This window comes from Bradyrhizobium sp. NAS96.2 (assembly GCF_001908235.1).
Classification (GTDB): Bacteria; Pseudomonadota; Alphaproteobacteria; order Rhizobiales; family Xanthobacteraceae; genus Bradyrhizobium.
This window is the reverse complement of the sequence record NZ_LGHK01000216.1, coordinates 1-11,556: the sequence shown is the minus strand read 5'-3', so window position 1 is coordinate 11,556 and position 11,556 is coordinate 1. Positions and strand designations below refer to the sequence as shown.

The 11,556-nt window shown below is 65.3% G+C and carries 13 protein-coding genes; 6 read left to right on the top strand and 7 right to left on the bottom strand.

Annotated features, from left to right (window positions below):
• On the bottom strand, positions 1-119 hold a 119-nt coding region (gene lptM / locus AC628_RS35230; protein ID WP_168193516.1), incomplete at its 3' end, for an LPS translocon maturation chaperone LptM.
• 92 nt (positions 120-211) lie between these two features.
• A complete protein-coding gene (gene argH, locus AC628_RS35225) occupies positions 212-1,609 on the bottom strand; it encodes an argininosuccinate lyase (RefSeq protein ID WP_074131299.1) in 1,398 nt (465 codons plus the stop codon).
• A gap of 282 nt (positions 1,610-1,891) precedes the next feature.
• On the opposite strand from argH, the gene AC628_RS35220 reads away from it, so the two are divergent.
• A complete protein-coding gene (locus AC628_RS35220) occupies positions 1,892-2,140 on the top strand; it encodes a hypothetical protein (RefSeq protein ID WP_074131298.1) in 249 nt (82 codons plus the stop codon).
• Positions 2,141-2,154: 14 nt separating this feature from the next.
• Here AC628_RS35220 and AC628_RS35215 read toward each other — a convergent pair whose 3' ends face one another.
• A complete protein-coding gene (locus AC628_RS35215) occupies positions 2,155-2,757 on the bottom strand; it encodes a helix-turn-helix domain-containing protein (protein ID WP_074131297.1) in 603 nt (200 codons plus the stop codon).
• A gap of 553 nt (positions 2,758-3,310) precedes the next feature.
• On the opposite strand from AC628_RS35215, the gene AC628_RS35210 reads away from it, so the two are divergent.
• On the top strand, positions 3,311-3,742 hold the full coding sequence (locus tag AC628_RS35210; protein WP_074131296.1) for a hypothetical protein: 432 nt from the start codon (positions 3,311-3,313) through the stop codon (positions 3,740-3,742).
• Positions 3,743-3,837: 95 nt separating this feature from the next.
• Here AC628_RS35210 and AC628_RS35205 read toward each other — a convergent pair whose 3' ends face one another.
• The 3 genes from AC628_RS35205 to AC628_RS35200 all read right to left on the bottom strand — a co-directional run bounded on the left by AC628_RS35205 (position 3,838) and on the right by AC628_RS35200 (position 5,118).
• Complete coding sequence (locus AC628_RS35205) at positions 3,838-4,020, bottom strand: hypothetical protein (RefSeq protein ID WP_074131295.1); 183 nt, start codon at positions 4,018-4,020, stop codon at positions 3,838-3,840.
• Between the two features lie 95 nt (positions 4,021-4,115).
• A complete protein-coding gene (locus tag AC628_RS45905) occupies positions 4,116-4,340 on the bottom strand; it encodes a hypothetical protein (protein WP_283806733.1) in 225 nt (74 codons plus the stop codon).
• Positions 4,252-5,118, bottom strand: a complete 867-nt coding sequence (locus AC628_RS35200) for a glycoside hydrolase family 3 N-terminal domain-containing protein (RefSeq protein WP_283806732.1) — start codon at positions 5,116-5,118, stop codon at positions 4,252-4,254. Before AC628_RS35200 ends, AC628_RS45905 begins: the two co-directional genes overlap by 89 nt.
• 121 nt (positions 5,119-5,239) lie before the next feature.
• Here AC628_RS35200 and AC628_RS35195 point away from each other — a divergent pair, with 121 nt between their 5' ends.
• Positions 5,240-7,351: an acetoacetate--CoA ligase gene (locus AC628_RS35195; RefSeq protein WP_283806731.1), complete on the top strand. Its 2,112-nt coding sequence runs from the start codon at positions 5,240-5,242 to the stop codon at positions 7,349-7,351.
• A gap of 134 nt (positions 7,352-7,485) precedes the next feature.
• Here the strand turns inward: AC628_RS35195 and AC628_RS35190 are convergent, their stop codons facing one another.
• A complete protein-coding gene (locus tag AC628_RS35190; protein ID WP_074131293.1) occupies positions 7,486-8,409 on the bottom strand; it encodes a LysR substrate-binding domain-containing protein in 924 nt (307 codons plus the stop codon).
• A 71-nt stretch (positions 8,410-8,480) separates the two neighbouring features.
• Here AC628_RS35190 and AC628_RS35185 point away from each other — a divergent pair, with 71 nt between their 5' ends.
• The 3 genes from AC628_RS35185 to AC628_RS35175 are packed head-to-tail and all read left to right on the top strand — an operon-like array spanning position 8,481 to position 11,459.
• Positions 8,481-9,641: a DSD1 family PLP-dependent enzyme gene (locus AC628_RS35185; RefSeq protein WP_074131292.1), complete on the top strand. Its 1,161-nt coding sequence runs from the start codon at positions 8,481-8,483 to the stop codon at positions 9,639-9,641.
• Between the two features lie 17 nt (positions 9,642-9,658).
• Positions 9,659-10,315: an HAD-IA family hydrolase gene (locus AC628_RS35180; protein WP_083633255.1), complete on the top strand. Its 657-nt coding sequence runs from the start codon at positions 9,659-9,661 to the stop codon at positions 10,313-10,315.
• Positions 10,316-10,328: 13 nt separating this feature from the next.
• Positions 10,329-11,459 carry a threonine synthase gene (locus tag AC628_RS35175; RefSeq protein ID WP_074131290.1) on the top strand — a complete coding sequence of 377 codons (1,131 nt, stop codon included), beginning with the start codon at positions 10,329-10,331 and terminating at the stop codon, positions 11,457-11,459.
• The last annotated feature ends 97 nt before the right edge of the window (positions 11,460-11,556 follow it).

Below are 11,556 nucleotides of genomic sequence, written 5' to 3'. Positions count from 1 at the left end.
TTCGCGGTCGGCGGCAGGTCGAGCGGCCCCTTGCGGCCGCAGCCGCCGAGCGCAAGCGCTGACACGCTCAGCACAATGATGGCCCATCCCGACGGTGTCAGGCGGTTCTTGCTAATCACGACGAATTCCCCAATTCGGGCGGCACCATACAAACATTGGCGTGCTCTGGCGAGAGGCGGAGCGCCATGAAATCACGGCCAAATTTTCCGGATCAGCCCAATTTTCGCTCTTTTTCCAGCCGCTTGGCCCAGGCCTTGGCCTGCGCCATCACATTCTTCGGCGCAGTGCCGCCAAACGAGGTCCGGCTCTTCACCGAGGATTCGACGCTGAGCACCTTCAGGGCGTCCGCCGTGATCTTCGGCTCGATCTCCTGCATGGCGGCAAGCGGCAGCTCGTGCAACGCGACGCCCTGCCTGGAGGCCAGGCCGACGATCCGCCCGGTAACATGATGGGCATCGCGGAACGGCATTTTCAGGGTGCGCACCAGCCAGTCGGCCAGGTCGGTCGCGGTGGCGTAGCCCTCACCGGCGGCGGCCTTCATCTTCGCTTCATCCGGCACCAGATCCTCGACCATGCCGGTCATGGCGCGGATCGCAAGCGACAGCGCCCCGAACGCCTCCATGGCGCCCTGCTTGTCCTCCTGCATATCCTTTTGATAGGCGAGCGGCAGGCCCTTCATCACGATCAGCAGGGCCGTGAGCGCGCCTATCACCCGGCCGGTCTTGGCGCGCACGAGCTCGGCCGCGTCCGGATTGCGCTTCTGCGGCATGATCGACGAGCCGGTGGTGAACTTGTCGCTGAGCTTGACGAGACCGACCAGCGGCGAGGTCCAGATCACGATCTCCTCGGCGAAGCGCGACATGTGCACGGCGCAGATCGCAGCCGCCGACAGCGTCTCCAGCACGAAATCGCGGTCGGATACCGCATCGAGCGAATTGGCCATCGGCCGGTCGAAACCGAGTGCCTTGGCGGTCGCAGTGCGGTCGATCGGAAACGAGGTGCCGGCGAGCGCTGCGGCGCCGAGCGGCGATTCGTTCAGCCGCTTGCGCGCGTCGGTAAAGCGGCCGCGGTCGCGGCCGGCCATCTCGACATAGGCCAGCAGATGATGACCGAAGGTCACCGGCTGCGCGGTCTGCAGATGGGTGAAGCCCGGCATCACGGTTCCGGCATGCTCCAGCGCGCGGGTGACCAGCGCCTGCTGGAACGCGGCCAGCGCCGCCTCGGTCTCGTCGATGGTGTCGCGGACATAGAGCCGGAAATCGGTCGCGACCTGGTCGTTGCGCGACCGCGCGGTATGCAGCCGGCCCGCCGCGGGCCCGATCAGCTCGGACAGCCGCGACTCGACATTCATATGGATGTCCTCGAGCGCGCGCTTGAAGTCGAAACCGCCCTTGCCGATTTCTGACAAAATCGTGTCTAGACCTTTACCGATATTTTTCGCATCAGCTGACGTGATGATGCCTTGCGCGGCGAGCATCGCGGCGTGGGCCTTGGACGCGGCAATGTCCTGGGCATAAAGGTGCCGGTCGACGTCGATGGAGACGTTGATTTCCTCCATGATCGCGTCGGGACGCTCCGAGAACCGGCCGCCCCACATCTTGTTGCTCATGACATCTCGCTCACGAATTTGTATTGCAGGCCGTGCTGTTTCATTGGCCGTAGCGGCGAAACAGCATGGCGGTTCCGGAGGTATTAGCTCGTTGTATGAGCATGATCTTTTCGGAAAACCGCTTCGCACTTTTCCGGATCATGCATTAGCGTTTCGATTCAAGCGGTACCCGCTTCGCGCAAGACGCCCCCGCCGTCGCGCAAGCCGTACTTCTACGGCGTAGGATTTTCACCGTCGGATAACGCTGCTTCCGCAAAGTCGCGTGGACGCACGGGGGAGCCGATGTTCACGTACGAGACGACCGACCGGAAGGAAGCCCGGCGCTTCCGCATGGCCCAGTTCAACGGCCGGCCCGCCACCGTCAAATCCGCCGGCGCGACGGTCACGGGACGGGTGCGCGCGATCGTCGAAAGCAGGTCCGGCGCAATGGCGGCATGGGTGGTCACGATCGTTCCGGACGAACCGAAGACGGCCACTCCCGCCGCGCGGCTCGCGCCGCGGCTGTGCTTCGCGGCAGAAGACGATTTCTGAGCACCGGTCTCCGCTCAGGCGGAATGCAACAAGGCCTTGCGGACCAGATCCGCGGTGTTGCGCGCGCCGAGCTTGCGCATGGCCTCGGCACGATGGCTCTCGAAGGTGCGCGGGCTGATATTCATCCGCAGCGCGCCCTGCTTGTTGGAATAGCCGTCGCTGATCAGGCTGAGCACTTCGCGCTCGCGCTTGGTCAGCGGCTTGCGGCCGGCCTCCGGCGCAAACACGACATCGGGTGACCGGGCGCCTGCCGGCTTGTCGTCACCCTGCGGCCTGAGATCAGCGGCCGGAACGGCATTCGGGTAGAGATCCGAAATCTGTTTCAGCATCGCGGACACCCGCTCGGTCTGTTCGAGCGCGTTCTCGATCACCTGCCGTAGATAGACGCCGTTGCCGTGCGCGAACTGCTGACTGTGCTGCTTGAGCTCATTCATATAGAGCAGCAGCGCCGTCACCGGCCCGTTGAACTGCCGGACGATGGCCGCACCGGCGTCCGTGGTGACCTGCGGTCGCGGCGCAGTGGCCCCATGAACCTCAGGCTGCTGCCCCTCGAGCGCCGCGGCTCCGCCCATCCATGCCGGAAGGCGCGCCTCGGCTCGATTGTCATGTTGCGTCATAAGTATGGTTTACCGAAGGTGAACTTGTGGCCGCGTTAACACGGGACTCCGTAAAACTACGGGTGACGCAACTGTGACCTCGGGCCCCGACCTGCCAAGCAGGCGCAGATTACCGCTGATTTGGCAACGAATCTCGCATATTTGAGTCGAATTACAGTATTCTTACGGGACGACGGGCGGCTGCGTCGCGATCGTCTCACGGGTGGATCGTTACCGTCCGCGCTTTCACGGACGCATCCCACACCCCTGCTGTCACGTCAGAAATAGCCGGATTGCACGCCGCGCCTTCGACTCACGGGCGCCGGAGCCGGAGGAATTTCTGCAGGAACCGCCCCGAAAGAACGAACCTGAACCACCAATACGCCATTCGCCGGGTCGACATCGATCATCCCTCTAAGCACGGGATCGCATCGGCTTACCGCACGTTGGGGACGCGCTCGTATGAGGCGGTTCACATTGGGCCCGGCGACGCAGGGTCAGGCGAATATCAATTTACAGCCCCCGCACGCGCCGCGATGATCGCCGCCTCTCGACCAACAAAAAGGGTGCGACAATGCAGCGAGGGCGGAGCGGGCGAAATGGATCCTGGATGATGATCGCGGCGCTCGCTTCAGCACTGCTGGTCAGCGTCGCAGCGCAGGCCCAGAGCACGCCGACCGGCGACGCAGCGCCGGCGCAAGACAACACGATCATGATCACGATCTTCTTCAAGCATGATCAGTCGCGACCGCTCGGCGAACTCAATGCGCAGCTCGAGCGTCAGGGCTTCTACAAGGCGTTTCCGCCCGAAGGTGTCGAGGTGGTCAGCTGGTACGTGATGATGGGCGCCGGCCAGGTGGTGACCCTGCGGCTGCCGGCGTCACGGCTGCGCGAGGTCAACCGCGTCATCGAGAACAGTGCCTGGGGCGCCTATCGCACCGAGTTCTATCCGACCTACGACTACAAGGCGGTCGGGATCGGCAAGCACGAGAAGGCAAAGCAGTAGCGCATCGCGCCGAGATCGGAGTTGAAGTCGCCGCCGCGCGCCGGACTTGCCCGTCCTGGTTCAGTCAGGACCGGCTCACCTTTGACCCGCTGCGCCTATGCGTGGGCGCGCGGGCGCTGGCTCAGCCGCTTTGCCAGTATCCGCAGATCCTGGCGGCGCCCGCTGCAAAGCAGGCGGCTGAATTCGTCGGGATCGATGGAGGCAGGTGGAAAATCGGCTGAACTGCGTGCGACGCGGCGTAGCCAGGTCAATCGGAAGAGACGCTTGAGCATCTTCATGGTTGTTAGCCCCGATGAGCGCCTTTGTTAAATCGTGGTAATGAAATTGGTTCCGTCTCTTGTGGTCGCACCGCGCGAAAATTGGTTCAACGCCATCAGGCGAGCAGCGCCTTGCGCTGTTGCACGCGCGCAATGGATCGCCGCACCGCAGCCTGATCCAGCGACCCGTCCTGCACTGCACCCGCGACCGCCGCGGCGATGCCGGCAATCGCCTGCTCCTGGTCGAACAGGTTATTGCCGATGCAGATCATGTCCATGCCGGCGGCGATCGCCCGCAGGCTGGCCGCGCTGGTGCCGAGCGCCTTCTGCAATCCCTGCATCTGCATGTCGTCGGTGATCAAGAGCGTCTCGGGCAAGGCGGCGGCGCAGCCGGCCGATCCCGGCCGGTGACAATGTCATCGGATGCTGCGGGTCCCACTGGCGGACGATGGCGTGGCTGACCAGCACCGCATCGCCGAAAGTATCCGGGGCCAACGCGTAGAACAGCTCTTCCTGCTCCGGCCGCAGCGCATCTGAGATATCCATGAACTCCAGATGCGAATCGACGTGCGCGCCGCCGATGCCCGGATAATGCTTCAGGCAGAGCCCAACTCCGGCCTGCCGCGCCGCGGCGTCGACCAGCCGGGCATTGGCCTCGACCTCGCCGAGATCGGACGAATAGGACCGCTTGATCCTGCCGATATTGGGATTGTCGGAATTGTAGTCGACGTCGATGACCGGCGCGAAATTGTAGCGGATGCCGAGCCGCCGCAGCTCGTCATAGCTTGCACCAAGTATCGCCTGCTTTTCCGTCTGCGCGAGCAGATTGAAATCCTTCGCGCTCGGCAGCGGCCGAAAGCCGAGGCTATCCTTGAGCCGGCGCACCAGGCCGCCCTCCTGGTCGATGAAGACCAGCGGCTCTGACGGCAGCGCCGCGATCCCGGCGCAGAGCGACTGCACCTGCGCCGGTGACGCGATGTTGTTGTCGTATTGACGGGTCTGGCACGAGTAATCGAACAGGATCACCCCGCCGAGCCCGAACCGCGCCGCAAATTCCCTCAGCCAGGTCGGAATGACCTTGCCGTAGAAGCCGAGAATGAAGAGTTCGCCGACAGACATGGCCGCTCGCTATGGGATTGGCATGGTATCAACGCCGCGCCTGAAGGAATAGCACGCGGCCGCGGCGGTAAGAATATGACGCAAGCCGCGGTGCGACTGCGTTCCACGTGCTCGCATCCCTATGTTAAGACACGCCGGCACGCCTCACTGGCGTCTGCCACAACACAAGAAACTCCGGAAACCGCTCATGACCGCACCTTACGTCCCGCAAATGGCCCTTTACCGCGATTGGCTGAAGGAGACCCGCGGCCTTGCGTTTGCGGATTTCGAGGCGATGCGGCGCTGGTCGGTCACCGATATCGACGCCTTCTGGCAGAGCGTCTGGGACTATTTCGACCTGCGCTCGCCGACGCCGCATAGCGCGGTGCTGGCCGAACGCAAGATGCCGGGCGCGGTGTGGTTTCCCGGCGCCTCGGTGAACTATGCGCGCCAGGTGTTCCGCCATGTCGCGCCCGCGCATGCCGCCGGCCTGCCGGCCCTGATTGCGAGCGGCGAGGACGGCAGGCTGTCGGAGACGAGCTGGCCCGAGCTGCAACGCAAATCGGCGGCGCTTGCGCTGCATCTGAAGGCCAAGGGCGTCCGCGCCGGCGACCGCGTCGCCGCATACTTGCCGAACATCCCGGAGACGATCATCGCGTTTCTTGCAACCGCGAGCCTCGGTGCGGTCTGGAGCGTCTGCGCGCCCGACATGGCGGCGCCCGCGGTGATCGACCGCTTCAAGCAGATCGAGCCGAAGGTGCTGATCGCCTGCGACGCGGTGACCTATGCGGGCCGCCGCCACGACCGGCAAGGCGTGATCGAGGAGCTGCGGCGCGCGCTGCCGACGGTCGAGCATGTCATCCTGCACAGCGACACGGCGCCATCAGAGGCGCGGCTGTCATCCATCCTCGCGGGTCAGGGCGCCGAGATCGACGCCTTCGAGCCGGAATGGCTGCCGTTCGATCACCCGCTCTGGATCGTCTATTCCTCGGGCACGACCGGATTGCCGAAGCCGATCCTGCACAGCCATGGCGGCATCATCGTCGTGGCGCTGCCGCTCTCGACGCTGCACAACGACATCGGCTGCAGCTACCACCCGAACTCGTTCGGCGAACGCTTCCACTGGTATTCCTCGACCGGCTGGATCATGTGGAATTGCCAGGCCAACGGCCTGCTCAACGGCACCACCTGCTGCATCTTCGACGGCAGTCCCGGTGGCACCAAGGACAAGCCGGACTGGACCACGCTGTGGCGCTTCGTCGCCGACGCCAAGGCAACCTTCTTCGGCGCAGGTGCGGCGTTCTTCGCCAATTGCGCCAAGGCCGAGATCGATCTCGCCGCCGTCGGCGACCTCTCACGCCTGCGCGCGCTCGGCTCGACCGGCTCGCCGCTCTCAGCCGATACGCAAGCCTGGTTCAACGAGCGCTTCGCCGCGCTTTCGAAGCGCAACGGCAACGCCGCGCAGGCCGACATGTGGTGGGCCAATATTTCCGGCGGCACCGATTTCGCCGGCGCCTTCATCGGCGGCAATCGCGAGCTGCCGCAGACGCCGGGCATCATGCAATGCCGCCTGCTCGGCTGCGCGGTGGAAGCCTTCGACGAGCAGGGCCGCGCCGTGATCGATGAAGTCGGAGAGCTCGTCTGCACCGAGCCGCTGCCCTCGATGCCGCTGCGCTTCTGGAACGATCCCGGCAATGCGCGCTATCTGTCGAGCTATTTCGAGACCTACCCCGACAATTTCGACGGCAGCGGCCGCGGTCCGGTGTGGCGGCATGGCGATTGGCTCAAGATCAACCCCGACGGCTCCTGCGTGATCTACGGCCGTAGCGACGCCACCATCAACCGCCACGGCCTGCGGATGGGCACCAGCGAGCTCTATTCGGCGATCGAGGCGCTGCCGGAGGTGCTGGATTCGATGGTCGTCGATCTCGAATATCTCGGCCGCGACAGCTACATGCCGCTGTTCGTGGTGCTGCGCGAGGGCGTCACCCTCGATGCGGCGATGAAGGCGAAGATCAACCAGGCAGTCGAGGCCGGGCTGTCGCGCCGCTTCCTGCCCAACGACATCTTCGTGGTGGCGGAAATTCCGCGCACGCTGTCCGGCAAGAAGCAGGAGCTGCCGGTCAAGAAGCTATTGCTCGGTCACCCCGTCGAGAAGGTCATCAACCGCGATGCGATGGCCAATCCCGGTTGCCTCGACTGGTATCTCGACTTTGCCAGGACCTATCTGAGCAAGCAGGCCGGCGCAGCGTGAGCGAGCCCGCCGGCTGCTAGAGCATGGTGGGATTAGATTGAGCTGAGCTAAAGCCGCGGCGGAAGTCCACCTCTCCCTTGGGAGAGGTGGACCGAATCTGCGGTCAAACCGATTCAACTTAACTTCATGCTGTTCTAGCCCGGCCTGCCGCGCCATGGCGGCGGCGCAAGCGCGGCGCGCAGGTGCTCCACGAAAGCCTGCGTGCGTCTCGCCCGCCCACTGCGGCCCGGATTGAGCAGCGCAACGATATCAGCCGGTGGCAGGCGATGGTTCGGCAGCACACGGACCAGCCGGCCAGCGGCGAGATCCTCGGCGACATCCCACTCCGACCTGACGATCAGGCCGTGATCCGCCAGCGCCCAGGCCTTCACGACCTCGCCGTCATTGCTCGACAGCATCGGCTCGATCCTGACGACATCGGGCTCCGACGCGGCACGCCTGCGGGAGAACCGCCAGAGCGTCACGTCCTCCTCGTTCTCGCGCAACGCAATGCACTGATGCAAGCGCAGATCCTGCGGGCGCGCCGGCACGCCGCGGCACTTCAGATAGGCCGGCGAAGCGCAGAGATAGCGCTCGTTCGGGGCAATACGCTGCAAGCGAAGCGTGGAGTCCTTTAGCGCACCGATGTGGATCATGACGTCCCACGCCCCCGCAGCAGCGCGCGCGGGCCGATCGGAGAGCTCGAGCTCGATCGACACCTCGGGATGACGAGCTCGAAACGCAGCAACGGCCGGGGCGATGTAGCGGCGTCCGAAACCGAGCGGCGCAAGAATCTTCAGATGGCCTGCGATGGTGCCGCGACGCGCCTGCAGCGCCTCGGTCAACTCCGTCGCCTCGTCGAGCAGCGCGCCGCCGCGCTGCACCAGGAGCTCGCCCTCATCGGTCAAAGTCAGCCGCCGGGCCGAACGGCTGACCAGTTGAACGCCCAGCCGCTGCTCGAGGCTCTGCAGCCGCTGCGAGACCGCCGATGGCGTCACGTCGAGCGCCCGCGCCGCGGCCGCGAGCGACCGGGCCGCAGCGATGGCCAGGAAGAAGCGGATGTCGTCGGTCGAGATCATTAAGCTCAGACTTAATATAACAATGACATTCGGTAAATTGTACTTAGCACGGAAACGGCTAGTCTCGCCGCATGACATCAGCCCCTGTCCTGAACACACCGCATCCGCTCGCCGGGATCGACACGCCCTGCCTGGTGCTCGACGAAGACCGGATGCTGCACAACATCGCCCGCCTGAAGGCGCAGCTATCGCGGCTCGGCGTGCCGCTGCGTCCGCATCTGAAGACCGCGAAATCAATTCCGGCGGCACGCGCCGTGATGAACGGCCCGGGCGGCCCGGCCGCGGTCTCGACCTTGCAGGAGGCTGAGGCGTTTGCCGCGGCCGGCGTGATAGACATCCTCTATGCCGTCGGCATCGCGCCGCAGAAGCTCGATCGCGTCGCCGCGCTGCGGCGTCAGGGCGTGGACCTGTCCGTGGTGCTCGACAGCATGGAGCAGGCGGTTGCCGTCACCACGATGGCGCGCGCAACGAACGACCGCATTCCCGTGCTGATCGAGATCGATTGCGACGGCCATCGCGCCGGGGTCAGCGCGAGCGACCCGCTGCTCGTCGAGATCGGCCGCGCGCTGCATCAAGGCGGCGCCGAGTTGCGCGGCGTCATGGCGCATGCCGGCGAATCCTATTCCTGCCGCAGCGTTAAGGCGCTCGAGCAGGCGGCCGAGCAGGAGCGCGCCGCCGCGGTCGCCTGCGCCGAAGCGCTGCGCGCGGCCGGGCTACCCTGTCCCGTGGTCAGCATCGGCTCGACGCCGACGGCGCATTTCGCGCGCCGGCTCGATGGCGTCACCGAGGTGCGCGCCGGCGTCTTCGTGATGTTCGACCTGGTGATGGCCGGGATCGGGGTCTGCGCGATCGAGGACATCGCATTGTCGGTGCTCGCGACGGTGATCGGCCATCGCGCCGATCGCGGCTTGACCTTCATCGATGCGGGCTGGATGGCGCTGTCGCGCGATCGCGGCACCGCGAAGCAGCCGCTCGATCAGGGCTACGGCATCGTCTGCGACATCGATGGACGGCCCTATCCCGACCTGATCGTGACCGAGACCAACCAGGAGCATGGCATCCTCACGCTTCGTCCCGGCAGCACCGCACCGCAGGTGACGCTGCCGGTCGGCACGAAGGTCCGCGTCCTGCCGAACCACGCCTGCGCGACGGGAGCGCAGCACGACCGTTATCATGTCGTCGCTGCCGGCTCCGACACCGTCAGGCAATGGGAGCGGTTTCGCGGATGGTAGGAAACGGAACGCAGCCCATGACCCGAGCCTATGACGCCGTTCTGTTCGATCTCTTGACCGCGCTGCTCGACAGCTGGACGCTGTGGAACAAGGTCGCCGGCTCCGACGAGGCTGGGCTTCGCTGGCGCGCCGAGTATCTCAGGAACACTTATGCCACCGGGCATTACCGGCCCTATGAGGATCTGGTGGGCGAGGCGGCGCGCAATGTCGGGCTGCCGTTCGAGCGCGCGGCGGAGCTTGGCGCACGCTATGCGGAGCTCGATCCCTGGCCCGAGGTTCGCGACGTCTTGCAAACGCTGCACGATCACGGTGTCGCGCTCGGCGTCGTGACCAACTGCTCGGAGCGGCTCGGCCGCATCGCAGCCGATCGCATCGGCGTCCCTCTCACCGTCTTCGTGACGGCCGAGCGCGCCGGCTATTACAAGCCGCAGCCGCAACCCTATCAGCTCGCGCTCGATGAGCTGCCGGTCCCGGCCAATCGATGCCTGTTCGTCGCGGGATCGGCCTATGATCTGTTCGGAACGGCACGTGTGCACTTGCCGACTTGGTGGCATAATCGGGCCGCAATGAACCTGCCGGTAGGGGCGCCCGCCCCGATCATGGTTCGTGACAACCTTGCGACCTTGCCGGCTTTCGTGCTCGGTCGCGACTTGTCCGGCCGGCGCGCCCCTTGAGGACTGAACCGAGATGCCTTCACCCAGCTATATCGACCCGCTCAACGGCAAACTCTACCCGCTCGATGCGCCGCGCTGGTGCTCCGACGAAGGCAAGCCGCTGCTCGTCACACCGCTGCCCGGCATCTCCCGCGACGAGATCGATCACGGGACGCGGTCGCTGTGGCGCTACCGCGCGGCGCTGCCGGTCGAGATCGGGCAGCCGATCACGATGGGCGAAGGCTGCACGCCTGCGGTCGAGAAGGAATGGGACAACCTGCGGCCGCATTTCAAGCTCGAATGGTTCAATCCGACCGCAAGCTTCAAGGATCGCGGCACCACGGTGATGCTGTCATTCCTGCGCCAGCTCGGCATCGATGCGGTGCTGGAAGACTCTTCCGGCAATGGCGGCGCGTCGGTTTCAGCCTATGGCGCGGCGGGCGGCATGCGGGTGAAAATCCTGGCGCCGGCGACGACGTCGCCGATGAAGGTGGCGCAGATGCACGCCTTCGGCGCCGAGGTGCAGCTGGTCGAAGGCCCGCGCGAGGAATCCGAAGCGGAAGCGATCCGCCAGTCGAAGCAGATCTTCTACTCCAGCCACAACTGGCAGCCGTTCTTCCTGCAAGGCACCAAGTCGCTGGCCTACGAGATCTGGGAAGATTTCGGCTTCACCGCGCCCGACAATGTCATCATGCCGGTCGGCGCCGGCAGCAGCCTGCTCGGTTGTTACATCGGCTTCAAGGAGCTGCTGGCGGCCGGGCAGATCACGCGGCTGCCGCGGTTGTTTGGGGCCCAGCCGCTCAACTGCTCGCCGGTCGATGCGAGCTTCGCCGCCGGCCTCGACACGCCGGTCGATCGCGCGGTCCGCAAGACCATCGCCGAAGGCACCGCGATCAAGCATCCGCTGCGGCTGAAGCAGATGATCGCGGCGCTGAAGGAGAGCGGCGGCGGTACGGTCGCGATCCCCGAAGACGGCATCGTCGCCGCATTGAAGCGGCTGGCGTTGACCGGCCTGTTCGTCGAGCCGACCTCGGCCTCGGCCGCCGCCGCACTCGACGTCCTCAAGGACCGCGGCGCGATCCGGCCGGCGGAGCGCACCGTCGTCATCATCAGCGGCACCGGGATCAAGGCGGCGGGACTGATCACGGAGTTGCTGGGCAGCTAGAGCATGATCCGGAAAAGTGTGAAGCGGTTTTCCGAAAAGATCATGCGAAAACAAGAATCTAAAGCGCGATGACGATTCAAGCTCATCTCATCGCGCT

Bases quoted from the DNA above. Each gene is read 5' to 3' on its own strand.
- argH (WP_074131299.1), bottom strand. From the start codon at position 1,609: ATGAGCAACAAGATGTGGGGCGGCCGGTTCTCGGAGCGTCCCGACGCG.
- AC628_RS35220 (WP_074131298.1), top strand. From the start codon at position 1,892: ATGTTCACGTACGAGACGACCGACCGGAAGGAAGCCCGGCGCTTCCGC.
- AC628_RS35215 (WP_074131297.1), bottom strand. From the start codon at position 2,757: ATGACGCAACATGACAATCGAGCCGAGGCGCGCCTTCCGGCATGGATG.
- AC628_RS35210 (WP_074131296.1), top strand. From the start codon at position 3,311: ATGCAGCGAGGGCGGAGCGGGCGAAATGGATCCTGGATGATGATCGCG.
- AC628_RS35205 (WP_074131295.1), bottom strand. From the start codon at position 4,020: ATGAAGATGCTCAAGCGTCTCTTCCGATTGACCTGGCTACGCCGCGTC.
- AC628_RS45905 (WP_283806733.1), bottom strand. From the start codon at position 4,340: ATGCAGGGATTGCAGAAGGCGCTCGGCACCAGCGCGGCCAGCCTGCGG.
- AC628_RS35200 (WP_283806732.1), bottom strand. From the start codon at position 5,118: ATGTCTGTCGGCGAACTCTTCATTCTCGGCTTCTACGGCAAGGTCATT.
- AC628_RS35195 (WP_283806731.1), top strand. From the start codon at position 5,240: ATGTTAAGACACGCCGGCACGCCTCACTGGCGTCTGCCACAACACAAG.
- AC628_RS35190 (WP_074131293.1), bottom strand. From the start codon at position 8,409: ATGATCTCGACCGACGACATCCGCTTCTTCCTGGCCATCGCTGCGGCC.
- AC628_RS35185 (WP_074131292.1), top strand. From the start codon at position 8,481: ATGACATCAGCCCCTGTCCTGAACACACCGCATCCGCTCGCCGGGATC.
- AC628_RS35180 (WP_083633255.1), top strand. From the start codon at position 9,659: ATGACCCGAGCCTATGACGCCGTTCTGTTCGATCTCTTGACCGCGCTG.
- AC628_RS35175 (WP_074131290.1), top strand. From the start codon at position 10,329: ATGCCTTCACCCAGCTATATCGACCCGCTCAACGGCAAACTCTACCCG.